The organism is Streptomyces gilvus, from assembly GCF_022513565.1.
GTDB classification, from domain to species: domain Bacteria; phylum Actinomycetota; class Actinomycetes; order Streptomycetales; family Streptomycetaceae; genus Streptomyces; species Streptomyces gilvus.
The window spans coordinates 174,776-193,917 of record NZ_JAKWBE010000009.1 but is presented as its reverse complement, the minus strand read 5'-3'; the positions used below and the strand labels follow the sequence as shown (position 1 = coordinate 193,917).

The window sequence follows — 19,142 nt, the reverse complement described above, 5'->3', positions numbered from 1 at the left end:
GGCGGGGACATCCACCCATGAAACCCCGTGGGGACGGGGGTGCGGCGGACGGCAAAAATGCCGGCGCAGCTGGGGAGCTGCGCCGGCATTGCTTTGCCCGAAGCCCGGTACATATCTGCGAGCCGATCCGTATCTCCAGCCCGTCCGGCGTCTGAGGACGAGGCCCGAAGGGGCGATGGCGGCCGGGGCGCAGCCTCGGCGGAAATCCAGGGGGCGCAGCCCCGATGGGGTCCGGGCGGCGGGGTCCCGGTCAGGTCCTGGGCTGGGCCTCGGTGGGGGCCAGGGGGGCGCAGCCCCGACGGGTCCCGGGCGGGTCCCCGGCGGGGATCCAGGGGACGCAGCCAGATAGGTCCCAGGGGGCGGAGCCCCGATCGGGTCCTGGGCTGGGCCTCGGTGGGGGCCAGGGGGCGGAGTCCCGACGGGGTCCGGCGCGGAGCCTCGGCGGGGGTCAGGGGGTGCAGCCCGACGGGTCCGGGGGCCGGGGCCCCGATCAGGTCCTGGGCTGGGCCTCGGCGGGGATCCAGGGGGCGCGGCCCCGATGGGGTCCTGGGCTGGGCCTCGGCGGGGATCCAGGGGGCGGAGCCCCCGGAGAGCGGGGTCGCAGGGGCGGCAGCCCCTGGAGGCTGGGACGGGTAGGGGCGGCGGGGGCGAGGAAACCGAACCCAAGCCCCAGCGCACCCCACCCAAAGCCGCCGTACGCTTCCGCCAGCACCCCACCCCGCCCCAGGGAGCCACACACCCCGTGACCACCCCCCTGCTCCCCGAGATCACCGCCCGACTCAAAGCCAGGGCACACCCCAGCACCCCCACCTGCCCCTGCCCCACCACCACCCTCGCCGACCGCCCCGACACCACGGTCGTCCGCCACGCGCACACCGTCGCCAAGGCCCACGCCCCCGACACCCCCCACGCCACCCTCACCCCCCGCCTCCAAACCGCCGCTCACCTTCCGGACCTCTTCCTCCCCCCACTCACCCGCACCCCCACCACCCTCCACAACCGCCTCGTCACCTTCTGGCCCTACGGCACCCCCGTGGACCCGGACGACCCCGACGCCGCCCCTTGGGAAGCCGCCGCCACCCTCCTCGCCCGCCTCCACCGCACCTCACCGCCCACCCCCGTCCCACCCATGCGCGGCCCCATCAAGACAGCCCACGCCATAGCCCGCCTCACCACCGCTACCGCCACCGCCTCCGCGACCCCAGCCGCCTCCGTGACTGCCGCCGCCTGCCCGATCCTCCGCGCCTGGCACACCCTCCCCGCCTGGGCCCGCGCCGAGGCCCCCATGCCCGACACCACCACCCTCTGCCACGGCGACCTCCACCTCGGCCAGCTCGTCCGCCACCCCGCCCCCGACGGCCCCTGGCGCCTCATCGACGTCGACGACCTCGGCACCGGCGTCCCCGCCTGGGACCTCGCCCGCCCGGCGGCCTGGTACGCCTGCGGCCTCCTCCCACCGGACGAGTGGACCCGCTTCCTCGACACCTACCGTGCGGAAGGCGGCCCCGCCGTCCCCTCCGCCGGCGACCCCTGGCCCGCCCTGGACATCCCGGCCCGCGCCCTCACCGTCCAGACCGCCGCCCGGGCCGTCACCAAGGCGATCACGGAGGACCGTCCCCTGGACGAGATCGAGATGTCGGTGATCGACGCATGTGCCCGCATGGGTTCCGTCCCGCCGCAGCTGCCCCCCGATTCCGCGAAGTAGGGTGCAACCGAGCTCGCCCGGACGGAGTCTGTCCTGGCGAAACGCGAAGCAGGACCGACGGGCGAGGAGTTGAGCCGACCATGCAGTGTCCGAAGTGCCATGCGCCGATGCACACGTACAACCGCAACGGCGTCCAGATCGAGCAGTGCAGCGGCTGCCGGGGGATCTTTCTCGACTACGGCGAGCTGGAGGCGCTGACCCGCCTGGAGTCGCAGTGGTCCCAGCCCGCGCCGCCGCCCCCGCCGGCCCCGCAGGCCTACCCGGCCCCGCCCGCGCCCGCCTGGGGCGCCCCGCACGGCGGCCACGGCGGCGGTCACTACGGGGGCCACCACGGCGGTCACCACCGCCACAAGAGCTTCGGCCACATGCTGTTCTCCAGCTGACAACCGGGCCGGCACACGAAGAAGCCCCCGGCCGCAGGGCCGGGGGCTTCGGTGTGTGGACGATACTGGGATTGAACCAGTGACCTCTTCCGTGTCAGGGAAGCGCTCTCCCGCTGAGCTAATCGTCCTCGGGACGTGATCGACGAGGGAGCCGAAGACGACTACCGAGCCAGAACATCACGTGTACTGCGTGCGCGATACTGGGATTGAACCAGTGACCTCTTCCGTGTCAGGGAAGCGCTCTCCCGCTGAGCTAATCGCGCGGGTCGAAGCCGTGAGGCTCCAGTGGACGATACTGGGATTGAACCAGTGACCTCTTCCGTGTCAGGGAAGCGCTCTCCCGCTGAGCTAATCGTCCTTGGAGGTGGAGACGGGATTTGAACCCGTGTAGACGGCTTTGCAGGCCGTTGCCTCGCCTCTCGGCCACTCCACCAGGAGTGCGGGGGTCCGGGAAGATCCCCTTGATCCTTCGAGCGGACGACGAGGCTCGAACTCGCGACCTCAACCTTGGCAAGGTTGCGCTCTACCAACTGAGCTACGTCCGCTTGTCGTTTCGTTCCGCTCCCGCGGCCCGGCGACGTGTTGAACTCTAGCGGATTCCCGGGCCAGTACAAAAACGCGTTTGCGCAGCGTGCTGCGCTGCGCCTGCTCACGGGCGTGGCCTGGGCGTCCGCGGGGACACACCGAGGTCACCTTTCGGACACCCACCCTAGACTCGACGGCGTGCTCGACCTTCCTCCCCTCGCCCGCTTCGGCACCCGCGTCGCCACCGGCCTCCTCGACGTCACCAGCGACCCCGCGGCCCTCGACTCCACCGGCTTCTGGGCCGTCGTCGCGGACTTCGAGGGCCGTCTGACCTGCGCCCGCTTCCGGGACGTACGACAGGAGCCGGTGCCCGCGCCGGTGCCGGGGGAGTGGCGGGGGCCCGGCCCCGGTGACTGGACGTCCTCCCTCGACCGCGCCGCGTACACGGCCGGGGTGCGCCGGATCCGGGAGCACATCGCGGCCGGCGAGGTCTACCAGGCGAACCTCTGCCGGGTGCTGACCGCGCCCGTCGCGCCGGACGCCGACGTGGACGCCCTCACCGCGCTGCTGGCCCGCGGCAATCCGGCGCCGTACGCCGGAACGATCCGGCTGCCCGGGCACGGCGTCGAGATCGCCACCGCCTCGCCCGAGCTGTTCCTGCGCCGCGACGGGCGGATCGTCGAGTCCGGGCCGATCAAGGGCACCGGGCGCACCGAGGCGGACCTGCTGGAGAAGGACTACGCCGAGAACGTGATGATCGTGGACCTGGTCCGCAACGACATGGGGCGCGTGTGCGCCACCGGCAGCGTCACCGTCCCCGACCTGTGCGCGGTGGAGAAGCATCCGGGCCTGGTCCACCTCGTCTCCACGGTCCGCGGCGAACTGCGCGCCGGCGCCGGCTGGCCCGAGCTGCTGACGGCGGCCTTCCCGCCCGGCTCCGTCACCGGCGCCCCCAAGTCCAGCGCCCTGCGGATCATCGACGCCCTGGAGACGGCTCCCCGCGGCCCGTACTGCGGAGGCATCGGCTGGGTGGACGCCGACCGGGGGCGGGGGGAGCTGGCCGTCGGCATCCGTACGTTCTGGATCGACCGGGCCGAAGGCGTGCTGCGGTTCGGGACCGGCGCCGGGATCACCTGGGGTTCCGATCCCGAGCAGGAGTGGCGGGAGACCGAGCTGAAGGCGGCCCGACTGCTGGAGGTAGCGTCGGGCGAAGACGTGGTGAGCGGAGAGGGACTGACGTGAAGATCTGGCTCGACGGCGGGTTGCGGGACATCGCGTCCGCCCGCGTGTCCGTGTTCGACCACGGGCTGACGGTGGGCGACGGCATCTTCGAGACGGTGAAGACGGCGGACGGCAGGCCGTTCGCGCTGACCCGCCATCTCGACCGGCTGACCCGCTCGGCCCGCGGCCTCGGTCTGCCCGACCCCGACCACGACGAGATCCGCCGCGCCTGCGCCGCCGTACTGGAGGCCAACCCGCTGCCCCTCGGCCGGCTGCGCATCACCTACACCGGCGGCCACGGTCCCCTCGGCTCCGACCGCGGCGAGCACGGCCCGACCCTCGTGGTCGCCCTCGGCGAGACCGCACGCCGCCCGGATTCCACGGCCGTCATCACCGTCCCCTGGACCCGGAACGAACGCGGCGCCCTGGCCGGCCTGAAGACGACCTCGTACGCCGAGAACGTCGTCGCGCTCGCCCGCGCCCACCAACACGGCGCCTCCGAGGCCCTGTTCGCCAACACCGTGGGCCACCTCTGCGAGGGCACCGGGTCGAACGTCTTCGTCGTCCTCGACGGTGAGATCCACACCCCGCCCCTCGCCTCCGGCTGCCTCGCGGGCATCACGCGCGCGTTGACGGTCGAGTGGACCGGGGCCAGGGAGAGCGACCTGCCGCTGCACGTCCTGGAGCGCGCCGACGAGGTCTTCCTCACCTCCAGTCTGCGCGACGTCCAGGCCGTCCACCGCGTCGACGACCGCGAACTGCCGGGCACGGCGGGCCCGGTGACGGCCAAGGCCATGCGGATCTTCGGCGAGCGGTCCGGCGCCGACCTGGACCCGTGAGCTCCGGAAAAACAGGCTGACGCGGGCCTGCCGGGCGGGTAGAACACCCCTGATGACGACGACCCTGCGGCCGACCGAGCCGCTTCAGCGCCATGCGGACGGCACACAGTCGCGCCGCTACCAGGTCTGTGTGAACAGCCGTCCCGTGGGCGGGATACGGCTGTCCACGGACCCCGGCTTCGGCCCGACGGTGGCCCGGCTGACCGAGTTGCGCATCGAGGAGCCGGACCGCAGACGCGGGCGCGGCACGGTGGCGGTGCTGGCCGCGGAGGAGATCGCCCGGGCCTGGGGCTGCAAGCGCGTCGAGGCACCCGTCCCCGGCAAGGCGGAGGCGGCCCTGCGGCTCGCCACGGCACTCGGGTACGTCCGCAGGAGCCGCAACATGGTCAAGCGGCTGGGGACGACCCCGCCGCAGCTGCCCACGGGGACCTCCGCCCGGCCCATGACCGAGGCGGAGTACGGCCCCTGGATCGAGTACGAGGCCGAGCAGTACGTGCGCAGCATGGTCGAGCGGGGAGTCTCCGCAGAGGAGGCCCGCAAGAAGGCCGTCGAGGGCCACGCCAAGCTGCTCCCCGACGGTCTGGCCAGCGAGAACACCCTGATCAGCGTGCTGGAGCACGAGGGCGTGCGGGTCGGGACGCTGTGGGTGGGACTGTGGTCGGAGATGGCGTACGTGCTCGATGTCGAGGCGGACGCCCGCCATCGGGGGCGCGGCCACGGACGGGCGCTCATGCTGCTCGCCGAGATCCAGGCGATCGCCGCCGGGAAGGACCGCATCGGCCTGCACGTGTTCGCAGGCAACGCCCCGGCCGAGCGGCTCTATGAGTCGCTCGGCTACGAGACCACCTCCCACAACCTGCAGAAGGACCTGATCTAGCACCCGTACCCAGGTCTGCCCCGCTGTTCAGGCCCCTTCGGCCAGCAGCCGGTCCGCGATCTCCTCGATCCGCTCCCGCAGCCCCGCCTGGCTCTTGCCGCCGTCCAGCCGCTCCCCGCCGATGACGTACGTCGGCGTGCCGGTCACGCCGATCGCCTTGCCCTCGGCCTGGTCGGCGTCGACGATCAGGATGTGCCGGCCGTCGATCAGCGCGGTGTCGAACTCCTCGGCGTCCAGACCGAGTTCACCGGCGACCTCGACCAGGAAGGGTTCTCCCCTACGGTCCAGCTCCTCCACCCGGCCCAGCACCGCCTCGACGTACTCCCAGCCCCGGCCCTGCTCCAGGGCTTCCTCGGCGGCCTGCGCGGCGGCGAAGGCGTGCTTGTGCTTCTCCAGCGGGAAGTGCCGCAGCCGCAGCTCCAGCCGGTCGCCGTAACGGGCGCGCAGGGCGCGCAGATCGTCCAGCGCGCTGCGGCAGTCGGGGCACTGGAGTTCGCACCAGACCTCGAGGACGGGCGTGGACACGGGGGAGGAGTCGCTCATGCGGCCAGTCTCCCAGGTCGGGGCGCGGCCGACCCAATCGAGCCGGACGGTGCCCGTCCACCGCGCCGACCCTGATCCACACCCGGGGGTGGGCGTCCGACCGGCACCTGGGGAGGAGGAGACCCGGAGATGTCCCTGATGTCCGCCCGAGGCATGGCCCGGCGGGGTCCGGGCGGTGCAGGATGGAAGGGACGAAGTGACCCTGCCCGACCGAGCCCTGCCTGGAGGACCGGATGATCGCCGAGACAATCTGCTCCGCCGTGTCCGCGGCCGGCCTCGGCATCGCGGCGGTCACCGCGTACCGCAAGCGCTTCCTCTCAGCCGCCCGGATCGCGGCCTACTCGCTCGTGCCCATCGGCCTGGTGATGACCGGCGTCGTCCAGTGGCTCGCGGACACCGCCTTCAGTGTGACGGCCTGGGCGGGCTTCGGCGTGCTCGGCGTCTCCTGGCTGCTGTTCTCCACGACCAGGGCTGTGGAGCGGCGTCGGGGCGGCACCCGTAAGGAGCGCAAGGAGGCCAAGGCCGCCGCGCGGAGCGACGCCGTCGCCCCGGCGGCCTCCGCGCCCTCCCTGGGACCGGGGACCCGCGTGGCCAACCGCCCCGCGACCGCACCCCGCTCCGGATCCACGGACGACTTCAGCGACATCGAGGCCATCCTGAAGAAGCACGGCATATGACCCTCGCATGACGACTGAAACGACACAGTGGATCAAGGTCGTGCAGGCAACCGGTCAGTTCCGAAACCGGACATCACGGAATCCGGCGAACTCCTGGTCATTCCGGGCGTGTTGATCGCGCGGAAGCCGCTGTGTGCGTCATCATCGCCGCGAGATGCTGGACACGACACAAGGCGAGACCGCGCCACCGAAGGACGAGCCGCGCGGATGCCTCTTCGCCCTTTCCCAGCCACCGCTGATGATCTTCCTTGCGGTGATCGGGTGTCTGCTGCTCATGGCTGCGCTGCACGACCTGCTGCTGCTCTGAGCCGTACCCGTGATCCCCGGCGCCACCCGCCGGGGATCACGTCGACAGCATCACCGGGGATTCTCCGCGCCGCAGACGGGGGCCTTCTTTCCGCTGCGCTCGTTCGTCGAACCCCACGACCACCGTCCGCTCGCCGGAACCCGATCGGCCCCCACGCTCGACCCCTCAACCGGAACCCCGACCGCAGAGGGCCGGGAGGGACCGCGCGCCGCGAAGACACGGAGGGCCGGGAGGGACCACGCGCGCCGGGAGAACGCCGCACCGTCCGGACCGCCCGCCCCCTCGTCACCCCGTCGTCAGCCCGCCGCCTCCTTGCGGCGCGCCCGGTAGGCGGCGACGTGCAGCCGGTTCCCGCAGGTGCGGCTGTCGCAGTAGCGCCGTGACCGGTTGCGGGAGAGGTCCACGAAAGCGCGCCGGCAGTCGGGGGCCTCGCAGCGCCGCAGCCGCTCCTGCTCGCCGGCCACCACGAAGAAGGCCAGCGCCATCCCGCAGTCCGCCGCGAGGTGATCGGCCACGGAGGCGCCCGGCGCGAAGTAGTGCACATGCCAGTCGTAGCCGTCGTGGTCGGTGAGGCGGGGCGTGGTGCCCGCGGCCGCGACGAGTTCGTTGATCAGCCCTGCGGCGACCCGGGCGTCGGGAGCCGCGAACACCGACGCGAACCGCCCCCGGATCTTGCGCACCGCCGAGAGATCGAACTCCGACAGCACACCGACATCGCTGACCTCATGGTTCTGCACGAAGTCCTCGAGTGCCGCCACGTCGGGCAGTCCGTCCGGCGTCGTGTCGTCCTCCGGCGCGGTGTTCACCAGATCGACCACGGTGTCGAGGGCGCACCGGGTGTCGTGGGTGATCAGCACGTTTCGCTCCCTGGCCTGGGGGTCGGGCACATGCCCGCCGATGCTGGCCGATGGTAATGGCTTCCGGGAGACGGAGAGCGGCCCCGGCAGCGGCGGGCCTGGCACCGGGGGTAGCCGAGGCCCGGTACGGGAGGGCCGTCGAGGCTCCCCCTCAGGTCGAGGCTCCCGTCACACCTGCTGCGGCTCCCCCGGCGGTCCTGCTCGCGTGGCCGCCCCGGAGCGCACGTAGGCGCCGTCCCGCGGTGGGACGGCGCCTACACGTGCCGTATGCGGTTGTCCTGGCCCGAGCCGTCTCCCCGAGTCGACGGCGCCGGGCGGCTTGGTGCAGCCTCGGCCTAGCTCTCTGCCAGGATGTGGGAGAGCTCCTGGTCGAGGTCGAAATGCCGGTGTTCCGTGCCGGGTGGCACGGCGGCGTCCGTCCGCTTCAGGAAGGACTCCAGAGCCCGCGCCGGGGCTTCGAGCAGGGCCTCGCCCTCCGGTGAGCTCAGGGCGATGCAGACGACCCCCTGGCCATGACTGCGCGACGGCCAGACTCGGACGTCGCCGGTGCCGGTGGGCCGGTGCAGACCCTCGGCGAGGAGGTCGCGGGCGAACACCCACTCGACGGTCTCCTCGGCTCCGGTGTGGAAGGTGGCGTGCACGGCGTAGGGGTCGGCCGTGTCGTACCGCAGGCCTGCGGGGACAGGCAGGGAGGACTCGCTCGACACAACGAGGCGCAGGTGCAGCTCGCAGCTGACCGTGGTGTTCATAAGCGCCAGGGCCTTTCGCTCAGTGTGCGCTCGGGGATTCGCACGTCGGCGAAATCGACATGCCACCTACGGTGCCGTTGTAAACCCCTCTGAGTGTTTTGCGTGCCTTCACGTAACTCTTCCGGCCGAGGCCTCCTTCGTACGGTACGGCCATTCCGGTGACTGGTTTCCGGTCAGTAAAGTAAGGTAAAGTTTGGCTGCATGAATACGGGGAGTGACCAGTCGGGCGAGGTCGCCGTGGCATCGGACAGGACACACGCGGACGAGGCGACGCCGGAGGGTGAGCAGAGACTCGGCTCCAGGGCGCCGGGCTTCATCAAGCGGAGCCGCGCCCTGCATCTGAGCTGGCAGGTCGGCGTCTTCGTCGTCGGCCTGGCGATCGTCGGGGCCGGCATCGTGATGCTGCCGCTGCCCGGGCCCGGCTGGGTCGTGATCTTCGCGGGCATGGCGGTCTGGGCGACGGAGTTCGTCTGGGCCCAGCTGGTGCTGCGCTGGACGAAGCGGAAGGTCACGGAGGCGGCCCAGAAGGCCCTCGACCCGAAGGTGCGGCGCCGCAACATCGCACTCACCGTGATCGGCCTCGTGATCGTCGGTGTCCTGGTCGGTGTGTACCTGTGGAAGTTCGGGATGGTCATGCCCTGGAAGATCAAGGATCAGTGAGCTGTGCCAGGGGTGGGTAACCGTTCGTCGAGGAGTGCGCACGCGGTCGGGCCATCCGGGTCGGCGTGACGTGCGATCTGGAACGCCGGGTACTGCGGGACACCGGCTGCGTCGGGCCCACTCCTGCTCGGTCCCCAGGAGCGGTGCGGGTGAACCCCCTGACATGGGGTAATGTTCTCCCTGCGCCCGGGCGATTAGCTCAGTGGGAGAGCGCTTCGTTCACACCGAAGAGGTCACTGGTTCGAACCCAGTATCGCCCACCCGGAGGCCGCGGCCCATCTGCTTCAGTGCAGGTGGGCCGTTGTCGTGTCCGGCGCGTCCGGCGCGTCCGGAGGTCAACTCCCCCGATCCGCCGGACGAGTTTCGGCCGTACCGCCTTCGCGCGCCACCGGTTGTCGGCCGTTCGGTGCGTCGATCATGGACCCCTCACCTGCGACGTTGTCGCGATCGTCGACGCATGCCGCCTTCCCGTCCCTCCGGAACGCTCGGTGCGCCCACAAGAAATTCCTGTCCGAATCATTGACGCACTCCGAGGCCCTCCGTAACTTGTGCCAGCAAGCGCTTACTTGAAACGATTCATGCACAGGCGACGACGCCCGGGGAGGCCCGACTGTGGGAACCAGCAGGAATGTTGAGAGGCGTACGATCCTGAAGGCGGCCGGGGCGGGGGCGGCCGCGCTCGGGCTGGCGGCGACGACGGGGTGCGGGGGCGACAGCGGCACCTCGGCCGACGGATCGGTGACGATCCGTTACTCGTGGTGGGGGGCCGACGAGCGGGCCAAGAAGATCAACCAGACCATCCGGCTCTTCGAGAAGAAGTATCCGAAGATCAAGGTCAAGACGGACTTCCAGGACTATGTGTCTTTCTGGGAGAAGTTCCAGACGCAGGCCTCCGGCGGAAATCCCCCGGACGTTTTCCAAAACGCCGTCACATTCCTTCGCAAGTACGACAAGAGAGGCGTCCTGCTCGACCTCAAGTCGCAGATCGACGCCGGGAATCTGCGCCTGGACAACTTCCGGGCCGGTGTCACGAAGGTCGGCGAGGTCGACGGCAAGCAGCTCGGCATCCCGGTCGGCTCCAACACCATGGCGCTGGTCATCGACAAGAAGGTCTTCCAGAAGGCGGGCGTGGAGCCGCACCCCGGCTGGACCTGGGACGACTACTTCAAGGCCCTGAAGACCATCCACGACAAGACCAAGGTGCCGGGCGACACGGGCTACTTCAGCATCATGTACCTGTACGACCTGTACCTGCGGCAGAACGGCAAGGCGTTCTACACCAAGGACGGACTCGGCTTCGACAAGGCCGATCTGACGGAGTGGTGGCAGGACGGCTACAATCGGACCAAGGCCGGCATCATCACCGACCCGAAGATCGTCGCGCAGGACCGTCCCAAGTCCTCGCTCTCCGCAGGACACGGAGCCTCGGAATTCACCTGGGACAACTTCACCGTCCGCTACACGGCCGAGGGCGACAGCGACTACGGCCTCGCCCCGATCCCCACCACGGACGGCAAGCACACCGGGCAGTACCTCGCCTCCCTGATGCTGAGCGCGTCGTCGCGCACCCGGCACCCCAAGGAGGTCGCCCAGTTCATCGACTTCATGGTCCACGACCCCGAGGTCGGCAAGATCATGGGCTACGACCGGGGCATCCTGGCCGCCACCGAGCAGTACGACGCCTTCAAGCCGACCGACCCGGTCAACAAGGAGATCGCGCAGTACGAGGCCGACACCGCCAAGGCCGGCGTCCTCGGCACGATCACCCCGCACCCCTCCGGCGCCGACACCATCGAGGCCTCCTTCCTGCGCATCGGCGGTGACCTGGGCCTGGGCAAGGTCAAGACCTCCGACGCGGTGAAGCAGTTCTTCGACGAGGCCCAGGCCGCCTTCCAGGCCTGACCGGAACCGATGGGGAAAGCACCGTGACGCTCGTCAAGGACTCAGCGCCCGCCACCCGGCGGGCCCGCTCCGCAGCCCCCGCCGCCGAAAAGCGGCGGGGCCGCCGGGAGAACCTCGCCGGCTATCTCTTCATGTCCCCGTGGATCGCGGGCTTCCTGCTCCTGACCGCGGGCCCCATGGTCGCCTCGCTCTACTTCGCCTTCACCGACTACAACCTCTTCAACACTCCCAAGTGGGTCGGCCTCGACAACTTCACCAAGATGTTCGACGACCCCCGGTGGCAGAAGTCGGTCGAGGTGACGGCCAAGTACGTCGTCATCGGCACCCCGCTCAAGCTGCTGCTGGCCCTCGGGGTCGCCCTGCTGCTCGCCCAGAGCAGACGCGGACAGGCCTTCTACCGGGCCGCCTTCTACGCCCCCTCGCTCATCGGTGCGAGCGTGTCCGTCGCCTTCGTCTGGCGGTCGATCTTCTCCGACAACGCCATCGTGGACCGCGCCATGTCCGCCGTCGGCATCCACGCCGGCGGCTGGGTCGGCAACCCCGACTGGATCCTCTACAGCCTGGTCGCGCTCACCGTCTGGCAGTTCGGCGCGCCCATGGTCATCTTCCTGGCCGGTCTCAAGCAGGTGCCGAGAGAGCTGTACGAGGCCGCGGAACTCGACGGCGCCGGAGCCTTCCGCAAGTTCTGGAGCATCACGCTTCCGATGATCTCCCCCGTGCTGTTCTTCAACGTCCTGCTGGAGACCATCCACTCCTTCCAGATCTTCGGCTCGGCCTACGTCGTCTCCAACACCTACTGCGGCCCGGCCGACGCCACGCTCGTCTACACCTGCTACCTGTACCAACAGGGCTTCAAGAACGCCCAGATGGGCTTCGCCTCCGCGATGGCCTGGATGCTGCTGCTCGCCGTGGCGCTGGTGACCGCCGTCCTGTTCTGGTCGCAGAAGAAGTGGGTGCACTACGAGGAGGACGCCCGATGAGCGCGACCACGACCAGGCCGACCGCCACGAAACCCCTGTCCCTGAACCGCAGGCGCACCGGCTCGCTCGCCTGGCACATCGGCGCCCTGCTGATCCTCGCGGTCATCCTCTACCCCGTACTGTGGGTCGTCGGAGCCTCGTTCAAGCCGAGCAAGGACATCATCAACAGCCTGCAGCTGTTCCCCGGCCACCCGATCCTGGCGAACTTCAAGGGCCTCGCCGACGGCATAGCCGACATCTCCATCTGGACCTTCTTCGAGAACTCCCTGTTCTACGCGGGCGGTGCCGTCGTCGGCATCCTCATCTCCTGCTCGCTGACGGCGTACGCCTTCGCGAAGATCAGGTTCGCGGGCCGGAACCTGCTGTTCTCCCTGATGATCGGCACCCTCCTGCTGCCATACCACGTCCTGCTCATCCCGCAGTACGTGATGTTCCAGAAGCTGGAGCTGATCAACACCTATGTGCCGCTGCTGCTGGGCAAGTACCTGGCCACGGAGGCGTTCTTCGTCTTCCTGATGGTCCAGTTCATGCGGAACCTGCCGAGGGAACTGGACGAGGCGGCGCGCATCGACGGCTGCGGGCACCTGCGGATCTACTGGTCGATCGTGCTGCCACTGTGTCGGCCCGCACTCATCACCAGCGCGATCTTCACCTTCATCAACGCCTGGAACGACTTCATGGGCCCGCTGATCTACCTCAACGAGCCCGGCAAGTACACCGTTTCGCTCGGCATGATGATGTTCCGTGACTCCGACGGCGTGGCGGCCAACTACGGCGGGCTCATCGCCATGTCCCTCGTGGCCCTCCTCCCCGTCCTCCTCTTCTTCCTCGCCTTCCAGCGCTATCTCATCGACGGCATGGCGACCTCCGGACTGAAGGGCTGAGGCGGTCACGATGGCCCAGGTACGAGTGAAGCCCCGCAGGGAATCCGTGCTCGCCGAGCGGTTCGCCGTGTTCGCCGAGTGTCTGCTGACCGGGGTGTGGATCGCGGTCGCGTCGGCCGGCGTGGTGACCTACCCTGCGGCCTTCGCCGCGGGAGCGCGGCATCTGCGGCGGCGGACGGCTCATCAGGGCGGCGGCTGGCGGGAGTTCGCCGGTGACTTCCGTACGGCCGTGCGGCGCGGGTGGGTCGTCGGGCTCGGCGGCTGGGTCGCCGTGGCGCTGGTGTGGGTGGACGTCCAGGCCGGGCGGGCCGGGCTGCCCGGTGGGCCGCTCGTCGGGGCCGTCGGACTGTTCGCGCTCATCGGGGCCGCCGTGGCCGGGCTGCGCGCGGCGGCCGTGTGGACGCCGGGGGAGCGGTGGCGGGTGCTGCTCGCTGGCGCCGGGCGCCGTACCGTCCTCGATCCTGCCGGGTCCTTCCTGATCGTCGGCGGATTGGCGCTCGTCGCGCTGTCCGCCTGGTTCATCGCGCCGCTGGCCGTTCCCGTGCTGGGAGCCGTGGCGGCGGCCGCCGTCGCCGTGGAGGAGCGGCAACGGGGGCGATGAGGGGTGGGGCCGCCGGGGTGTCCGGCGGCCGCCGCCGCTGGACGCGAGGCCAGCGATATGTGACATACCACTGCAGCCGCCATCTGTCATGCCCCTGACCACTCTGTTGACCGGAAACAACCTCCGGAAACGAAAGGCTGAACTCTCATGTCCCCCATCCCCCGCAGGTCCCTCCTCAGGGCGGCCGCCGTCGCCGGAGCCGCCGCGCAGTTCAGCTGGGCGCTAGGAGCCCGGGACGCCGAGGCCGCACCCAGAGCCGATGCCGCCGACGACGGTCCCGTGACCCTGGACTGGCTGGAGGACGGAGGCCTCGGCGCCGCGCCGGGCTCCACCGTCGGCGTCCCCTGGCCGAAGGGCACCCATCAGCCGGGCCAGACGTTCGCGCTCACCGACGCCGACGGCAAGGCCGTCCCGGTGCAGTCGTGGCCGATCGCGTACTGGCCGGACGGATCGCTCAAGTGGACCGCGCACGCCGTCAGTTCGGGCTCGGGCAAGCTGACGCTCACCGCCGGTGACGCGGCCGCCCCCGACAAGAAGGTCACCGTCGACAAGAGCGGCGGCACGATCGACGTGTCGACCGGCGTCATCGCCGTGAAGATCGGCAAGAACGGGTCGACGATCATCAAGTCCGTCACTCGCGGATCCACCGAGATCGCCAGGAACGGGCGTCTCGTCCTCATCCGGCAGCCCGAGATCGAGGACGAGGACCAGGGCACGGTCAGGACCGAGCGCTTCGACGGGGCGATCGGCGACGTGACGGTGGAGCAGGACGGACCGGTCCGCGCCGTCGTACGCATCGACGGCAAGCACCGCAAGGGCGGCCGGAGTTGGCTGCCCTTCTCCATCCGGCTGTACTTCTACGCCGGGGCCGACTCCTTCCGTATGGTGCACACCATCACCAACGACGGCACCCAGGAGCCCGGCAAGGCGAGCGGCGACTTCATCCGCGGGCTCGGCGTGCGCTTCAGCGTGCCGATGCGGGACGCGTCCTACGACCGCCACATCCGCATCGGCGGCGAGGGCACCGGCCTGCTGCGCGAGGCCGTGAAGGGCATCACCGGACTGCGCCGCGACCCGGGCGCCGCCGTGCAGGCCGCGCAGTACGCCGGGCAGAAGCTGCCCGACCCGTCCACCTGGGACCAGCGGGTGACGACCCGGCTGCAGTACATCCCCGAGTGGGGCGACTACAGCCTCTCCCAGCTCTCCGCCGACGGCTTCACGCTGCGCAAGCGCACCAAGAAGGGGCACGGCTGGATCGGCGCCGGCGGCGGCAGGCGGGCCTCCGGATTCGGGTACGTCGGCGGGGCGAGCGGCGGTTTCTCCTTCGGCCTCAGGGACTTCTGGGAGAAGTACCCGGCCCAGCTCGACATCCGCGACGCCCACACCGACGCGGCCGAGGTCACCCTCTGGCTCTGGTCGCCCGAGGCCCAGCCCATGGACCTGCGCTTCTACCACGACGGCATGGGCCAGGACACGTACGCCAAACAGCTCGAAGGCCTCAACATCACCTACGAGGACTACGAGCCCGAGTTCGGCACCCCCTACGGCATCGCCCGCACCTCGGAACTGCTGTTCTGGGCCAACGACTCCACGCCCAGCGCGGAGACGCTCGCCCAACAGGTCGCCGCCGTACGGGTGTTGCCGCAGCTCGCCGCCCCGCCCAAGCAGCTGATCAAGGCCAAGGTCTTCGGACCGGGGCTGTACTCCGAACCCGACCGCTCCACTCCCGCCAAGGCGAAGATCGAGGACCACCTCGACTTCCTCTTCACCTACTACAAGGACCAGGTGGAGCAACGCCGTTGGTACGGCTTCTGGGACTACGGCGACTTCATGCACAGCTACGACACCGTGCGCCACCAGTGGCGCTACGACATCGGCGGCTACGCCTGGGACAACTCCGAGCTGTCGCCGGACCTCTGGCTCTGGTTCGCGTACATCCGCTCGGGCCGGGCCGACATCTTCCGCTTCGCCGAGGCGCTGACCCGGCACACCGGCGAGGTCGACGTCTACCACATCGGCCAGTGGGCGGGCCTGGGCACCCGGCACGGTGTGCAGCACTACGCCGACAGCGCCAAGCAGCAGCGCATCGCCAACACGACGTACCGGCGCTACTACTACTTCCTCACCGCGGACGAGCGGGTCGGCGACCTCATGCACGCCAACGTCGACTCCGACGAGACGTTCCTCGTCCTCGACCCGCAGCGCAAGGTGCGGACCGATCCCTACACGCCCGACCGGCACGCGCTGTCGATCGGCTTCGGCACGGACTGGAGCGGGCTGGTGTCGGCCTGGCTGACCGAGTGGGAGCGCAAGGGACCCAAGTGGGAGAAGGCCAAGGCGCGGGTCCTGTCCACGATGGAGGGCATCGCCGCCCAGCCCAACGGCTTCGTCCAGGGCAGCGGGCTGTACGACCTCGACACCGGCAAGTTCGCCGTGGCGAGCTCGCCGGTGGTGTCCGTGTCCCACCTCTCGGCCGTCTTCGGGCTCAACGAGCTGTGCGCGGAGCTGATCGACCTGGTCGACATGCCGAAGTTCAACCAGGCGTACTTCGACTACTGCCGGTACTTCAACGCCACCAAGGCCGAACAGAAGGCGCGGTACGGCTCCGACTTCGGCTCGCTGCTGCTCTTCCAGGGGCACTCGCGGCTGGACGCGTACGCGGCCGTCCAGACGGGGGACGCCACTTTGGCCAAGCGGGCGTGGGCGAAGTTCTACAACTCCGACGGGTACATGGAGACTTCGCCGTGGAAGACACAGCCGTTGAGCGGGCCCGTGGCGTTGGTGGCGGGGAGTGAGGCCGCTTGGGTGTCGTCCAATGACACGGCTCTGTACGGGCTGGCGGCCATTGAGAACCTGGCGTTGCTGGGAGACAAGATGCCGTAGCTGCACGGGGCGTGGGGAAGTTGCGGGTCGTTGTGGCTGGTCGCGCCCACGCGGCGGAGCCGCAAATCGACACTGCCCCGCGCCCCTTTCGGGGCGCTTCAGTGCATCCTCGTCAAGATATCCCGAACTCGGCGGGCGTCGCGGATTCGGCGTTCGTAGGTGGAGCCCAGGGTGAGGAGCAGGGCGCCGGCCAGGGCGAAGGGTGCCCAGCGGGGGAGGGCGCCGGTCAACTGGGCCAGGTACGGGGCCAGTTCGTGCAGGGCGTCCAGGGTGAGGACCGCGCCGCCCAGGACCAGGGGGGCCTGGAGGCGGTGGCGGGCGCCGAGCAGGGTGGTGACGAGGGCCGCCGCGGCCAGGAGCAGGGGGCGGGTCCAGTTCGGGTCGTGCCAGGCGACGGCGAGGCTGGGGAGGAGCGTTGCGGCGAGGCCCGGGCCGTACGCCGTCCAGGACGACGCGAGCGGGTCCCGCCGCCTGCGCCAGGCGCCCACGCACAGGGCCGGAACGGTGACCGGGAGCGTGTACGCCTCGACGGTGCCGACGTCCCAGGAGGCGAGCCGTACCCAGGTGGCCAGCAGGAACAGGACGGCCGCCGCATAGCCGACCGGCCTGCGGTCGGGGCGGACGGCCACGCCGGCCGCGATCACCGCGCACAGCGCCAGCACCAGGGCGAGCATGGGTGGGTCGGTGATCGCGAGGCCGACCGCGAGCAGCGCGGTCGCGGCGCCGGTCAGCTCCACGGGCAGGGTGGCCCGCCCGGTGACGCGCGCGGCCGGCAGAGCGGCGGCCACGGGGACGAGCAGGACCAGCAGCGCGGTGTGCTGCGGCTGCCATCCCGCCGCCGCGCCGATCGCGCAGGCCAGCGCGGCGGCGTATCCGAGGGCGGTCGGGGCGGTGAGGGGAGCGAGGCGGGGGCGCAGGGTGGCCGCGGTGAAGAGGGCGGTCAGGAGGGAGAGGACCGTGAGGGTGGCGGGCTGGGAGGCGAGGGAGAGGAAGGCCGCCGAGAGGGAGGTGCCGACGGCGAGGGCGAGGGCCAGGACGGCTGGGCGGAGGAACGCCGAGTTCGCGCGCGAGGGGAAGACGGCCGCCGCCAGCGTCGCCGCAGTGATCAGGATCTGGGCCGACAGCGCGACGGCGTAGGGGAGTTGGAGGGCGGCGGGCAGTGTCATGAGCGTCGCCCAGACGAGGACCGCGGCGGTGTCCAGGGCCGCCGGCCGCCAGGACTCCGTGCGGACCAGCAGCGCCAGTACGACGGCCACGAGCAGCGGCGCCAGCAGGAGCTGGGGCGGGTACGGCGGCCACGGCGTGTGCACGGCGACCGCGGCGCGCGCGTCCGACGGCACCCCGGACCAGGGCCGGTCCGCCCAGCCCAGCGGACCCAGCACAGCGGCCGCGATCAGGGGCAGCGCGCACGCGAGGGCGATCGCCTGCACGGCGGCCGAGGCGTGGACCAGGCCCCGCCGTACCGGCTCGGGGAGACCCGAGCGCAGTGCGGCCAGCAGTGCGACACCGCAGACGAGGTAGCCCGGGACGGTCCAGCCGGCCGGCAACGCCATCGGCAGCAGACCGCCGGCCGCGGCGACCAGGAAGAGCCCGCCGGCGAGGGTGTGGCCCACGGCGGCCACCGTCCCGCGGCCGCTCTTCGCCTGCCACCACCCCGAGCCCGTCGCGATCGCCGCCGCCAGAGTGAGGAGCGCCGCCGCACGGGCGGCGGCGCTCGGGCCGGCTGCGTCCCAGGAGAGCCAGCCGGCCGCCAGTGCGCCCCACGCGCCCATGCCGTACGCGCCGATGACGGCGACGAGACGTACGGCCTTGGCTGTGCTGCGGAGCGCCACAATCGTGTCGAACGCGGCCGTCCCGAGGAGGGCCGCGGTGATGGTGTAGGGATCCGTGGACGCCGCGATCGCCGCCAGGATCAACGGGAGTTGGGCCGCGGTCATCGCCGCCGGGAGCGGCAGACGCAGGTCGGAGGCGGTGGGCAGGGAGCCGTACGCCGTCCACAGGACCGCCAGCGCCGCCGTCGCGGACGCCGCGTACGCCGTGCCGCCCGCGCCGGGGAACACCGTCTCGCGCAGGGCGTACGCGTCCAGCGCCGTCAGGGCCAGGCCGAGGCCGGCCATCGACTCCGCCGTCGACCGCAGTCCGCGCCGCAGCAGGGCGACCGGCGCGGCGAGCACGGCCAGGGTGAGCGCGCCGAGGACCAGCGCGCGGCCCGTGATGCCCAGGTGCCCCCAGCTGACCAGGGTGAACACCATCGCCGCGATGGTCAGTAGGACGCCCCCGAGCAGGAGCAGGACGTTCTGGACTCGGGGCGCGGTGGTCTCCCGGTGAGGCGTTACCGGTGGGACGGCGGCGGGCGGCTGTGACCGGAGGGCCGTCAGCAGCCAGGCGCGGCGGGCCAGCAACTGCGCCCGGCGCGCGTCGAGTTGCCACAGCTCGGCGTCGAGGAGCCGCAACTCCTCGGCCGGGGGCGGAACATGCGTCATGGCACGGAGTGTGGTCCGCGTCACGTCGTAGGACATGAGTGCGGGTACTCAGGACGTACTCAGATC

General features: G+C 70.9%; 17 protein-coding genes and 6 tRNA genes. 14 read left to right on the top strand and 9 right to left on the bottom strand.

The genetic code is table 11. The annotated features are described in order from the left end of the window. The first annotated feature begins 742 nt into the window (after positions 1 to 742). Together MKW14_RS16720 and MKW14_RS16715 are read left to right on the top strand one after the other, a co-directional pair. Complete coding sequence (locus MKW14_RS16720) at positions 743 to 1,705, top strand: aminoglycoside phosphotransferase family protein (RefSeq protein ID WP_240863334.1); 963 nt, start codon at positions 743 to 745, stop codon at positions 1,703 to 1,705. An 80-nt stretch (positions 1,706 to 1,785) separates the two neighbouring features. After that, the gene (locus MKW14_RS16715) at positions 1,786 to 2,088 is read left to right on the top strand and encodes a TFIIB-type zinc ribbon-containing protein (protein WP_133044921.1); all 303 of its coding nucleotides are present in this window, start codon (positions 1,786 to 1,788) and stop codon (positions 2,086 to 2,088) included. A 56-nt stretch (positions 2,089 to 2,144) separates the two neighbouring features. Here the strand turns inward: MKW14_RS16715 and MKW14_RS16710 are convergent. The 5 genes from MKW14_RS16710 to MKW14_RS16690 form a co-directional block, all read right to left on the bottom strand. Then, positions 2,145 to 2,216: transfer RNA gene (locus MKW14_RS16710), tRNA-Val, on the bottom strand. Between the two features lie 63 nt (positions 2,217 to 2,279). After that, positions 2,280 to 2,351 (bottom strand) — tRNA-Val (locus MKW14_RS16705). A 23-nt stretch (positions 2,352 to 2,374) separates the two neighbouring features. Continuing rightward, positions 2,375 to 2,446 (bottom strand) — tRNA-Val (locus MKW14_RS16700). A gap of 1 nt (position 2,447) precedes the next feature. Continuing rightward, a tRNA-Cys gene (locus tag MKW14_RS16695) sits at positions 2,448 to 2,521 on the bottom strand. A 39-nt stretch (positions 2,522 to 2,560) separates the two neighbouring features. Then, positions 2,561 to 2,633, bottom strand: a tRNA-Gly gene (locus MKW14_RS16690). 178 nt (positions 2,634 to 2,811) lie between these two features. Between MKW14_RS16690 and MKW14_RS16685 the strand changes: the two genes are divergently transcribed. The 3 genes from MKW14_RS16685 to MKW14_RS16675 are packed head-to-tail and all read left to right on the top strand — an operon-like array spanning position 2,812 to position 5,550. Beyond that, a complete protein-coding gene (locus MKW14_RS16685; RefSeq protein ID WP_240863333.1) occupies positions 2,812 to 3,855 on the top strand; it encodes a chorismate-binding protein in 1,044 nt (347 codons plus the stop codon). After that, positions 3,852 to 4,673: an aminotransferase class IV gene (locus tag MKW14_RS16680; RefSeq protein WP_240863332.1), complete on the top strand. Its 822-nt coding sequence runs from the start codon at positions 3,852 to 3,854 to the stop codon at positions 4,671 to 4,673. Before MKW14_RS16685 ends, MKW14_RS16680 begins: the two co-directional genes overlap by 4 nt. A gap of 52 nt (positions 4,674 to 4,725) precedes the next feature. Beyond that, positions 4,726 to 5,550 (top strand): GNAT family N-acetyltransferase, encoded by an 825-nt coding sequence (locus tag MKW14_RS16675; RefSeq protein ID WP_240863331.1) that lies wholly within the window; start codon positions 4,726 to 4,728, stop codon positions 5,548 to 5,550. 27 nt (positions 5,551 to 5,577) lie between these two features. Here the strand turns inward: MKW14_RS16675 and MKW14_RS16670 are convergent, their stop codons facing one another. Next, complete coding sequence (locus tag MKW14_RS16670) at positions 5,578 to 6,093, bottom strand: DsbA family protein (protein ID WP_240863330.1); 516 nt, start codon at positions 6,091 to 6,093, stop codon at positions 5,578 to 5,580. Between the two features lie 233 nt (positions 6,094 to 6,326). Here MKW14_RS16670 and MKW14_RS16665 point away from each other — a divergent pair, with 233 nt between their 5' ends. Further along, positions 6,327 to 6,770 carry a hypothetical protein gene (locus tag MKW14_RS16665; protein ID WP_240863329.1) on the top strand — a complete coding sequence of 148 codons (444 nt, stop codon included), beginning with the start codon at positions 6,327 to 6,329 and terminating at the stop codon, positions 6,768 to 6,770. A gap of 154 nt (positions 6,771 to 6,924) precedes the next feature. Further along, positions 6,925 to 7,077, top strand: coding sequence for a hypothetical protein (locus MKW14_RS16660; protein WP_208784159.1), 153 nt, complete (start codon positions 6,925 to 6,927; stop codon positions 7,075 to 7,077). Positions 7,078 to 7,373: 296 nt separating this feature from the next. On the opposite strand, the gene MKW14_RS16655 is transcribed toward MKW14_RS16660, so the two are convergent. Both MKW14_RS16655 and MKW14_RS16650 read right to left on the bottom strand, forming a co-directional pair. Beyond that, positions 7,374 to 7,934: a CGNR zinc finger domain-containing protein gene (locus MKW14_RS16655; RefSeq protein WP_240863328.1), complete on the bottom strand. Its 561-nt coding sequence runs from the start codon at positions 7,932 to 7,934 to the stop codon at positions 7,374 to 7,376. 335 nt (positions 7,935 to 8,269) lie between these two features. Continuing rightward, complete coding sequence (locus MKW14_RS16650) at positions 8,270 to 8,683, bottom strand: SsgA family sporulation/cell division regulator (protein ID WP_004002642.1); 414 nt, start codon at positions 8,681 to 8,683, stop codon at positions 8,270 to 8,272. 201 nt (positions 8,684 to 8,884) lie between these two features. Here MKW14_RS16650 and MKW14_RS16645 point away from each other — a divergent pair, with 201 nt between their 5' ends. From MKW14_RS16645 to MKW14_RS16615, 7 genes are all read left to right on the top strand, one after another. Next, positions 8,885 to 9,343, top strand: coding sequence for a TIGR02611 family protein (locus MKW14_RS16645; RefSeq protein WP_240863327.1), 459 nt, complete (start codon positions 8,885 to 8,887; stop codon positions 9,341 to 9,343). A 188-nt stretch (positions 9,344 to 9,531) separates the two neighbouring features. Continuing rightward, a tRNA-Val gene (locus MKW14_RS16640) sits at positions 9,532 to 9,603 on the top strand. Between the two features lie 352 nt (positions 9,604 to 9,955). Then, positions 9,956 to 11,245, top strand: coding sequence for an ABC transporter substrate-binding protein (locus MKW14_RS16635; protein ID WP_240863326.1), 1,290 nt, complete (start codon positions 9,956 to 9,958; stop codon positions 11,243 to 11,245). 23 nt (positions 11,246 to 11,268) lie between these two features. Then, positions 11,269 to 12,225, top strand: coding sequence for a carbohydrate ABC transporter permease (locus MKW14_RS16630; protein WP_240863325.1), 957 nt, complete (start codon positions 11,269 to 11,271; stop codon positions 12,223 to 12,225). Beyond that, positions 12,222 to 13,109 carry a carbohydrate ABC transporter permease gene (locus tag MKW14_RS16625; RefSeq protein WP_240863324.1) on the top strand — a complete coding sequence of 296 codons (888 nt, stop codon included), beginning with the start codon at positions 12,222 to 12,224 and terminating at the stop codon, positions 13,107 to 13,109. The genes MKW14_RS16630 and MKW14_RS16625 overlap by 4 nt, the downstream gene beginning before the upstream one ends. Positions 13,110 to 13,119: 10 nt before the next feature. After that, positions 13,120 to 13,710, top strand: a complete 591-nt coding sequence (locus MKW14_RS16620) for a hypothetical protein (protein WP_240863323.1) — start codon at positions 13,120 to 13,122, stop codon at positions 13,708 to 13,710. A gap of 147 nt (positions 13,711 to 13,857) precedes the next feature. Then, a complete protein-coding gene (locus tag MKW14_RS16615) occupies positions 13,858 to 16,593 on the top strand; it encodes an exo-rhamnogalacturonan lyase family protein (RefSeq protein WP_240863322.1) in 2,736 nt (911 codons plus the stop codon). Positions 16,594 to 16,691: 98 nt separating this feature from the next. Here the strand turns inward: MKW14_RS16615 and MKW14_RS16610 are convergent, their stop codons facing one another. Then, complete coding sequence (locus tag MKW14_RS16610) at positions 16,692 to 19,112, bottom strand: SCO7613 C-terminal domain-containing membrane protein (protein WP_240863321.1); 2,421 nt, start codon at positions 19,110 to 19,112, stop codon at positions 16,692 to 16,694. Positions 19,113 to 19,142 lie beyond the last annotated feature (30 nt).

Bases quoted from the DNA above. Each gene is read 5' to 3' on its own strand.
- MKW14_RS16715 (WP_133044921.1), top strand. From the start codon at position 1,786: ATGCAGTGTCCGAAGTGCCATGCGCCGATGCACACGTACAACCGCAAC.
- MKW14_RS16675 (WP_240863331.1), top strand. From the start codon at position 4,726: ATGACGACGACCCTGCGGCCGACCGAGCCGCTTCAGCGCCATGCGGAC.
- MKW14_RS16670 (WP_240863330.1), bottom strand. From the start codon at position 6,093: ATGAGCGACTCCTCCCCCGTGTCCACGCCCGTCCTCGAGGTCTGGTGC.
- MKW14_RS16665 (WP_240863329.1), top strand. From the start codon at position 6,327: ATGATCGCCGAGACAATCTGCTCCGCCGTGTCCGCGGCCGGCCTCGGC.
- MKW14_RS16660 (WP_208784159.1), top strand. From the start codon at position 6,925: ATGCTGGACACGACACAAGGCGAGACCGCGCCACCGAAGGACGAGCCG.
- MKW14_RS16650 (WP_004002642.1), bottom strand. From the start codon at position 8,683: ATGAACACCACGGTCAGCTGCGAGCTGCACCTGCGCCTCGTTGTGTCG.
- MKW14_RS16645 (WP_240863327.1), top strand. From the start codon at position 8,885: ATGAATACGGGGAGTGACCAGTCGGGCGAGGTCGCCGTGGCATCGGAC.
- MKW14_RS16625 (WP_240863324.1), top strand. From the start codon at position 12,222: ATGAGCGCGACCACGACCAGGCCGACCGCCACGAAACCCCTGTCCCTG.
- MKW14_RS16620 (WP_240863323.1), top strand. From the start codon at position 13,120: ATGGCCCAGGTACGAGTGAAGCCCCGCAGGGAATCCGTGCTCGCCGAG.
- MKW14_RS16615 (WP_240863322.1), top strand. From the start codon at position 13,858: ATGTCCCCCATCCCCCGCAGGTCCCTCCTCAGGGCGGCCGCCGTCGCC.
- MKW14_RS16610 (WP_240863321.1), bottom strand. From the start codon at position 19,112: ATGTCCTACGACGTGACGCGGACCACACTCCGTGCCATGACGCATGTT.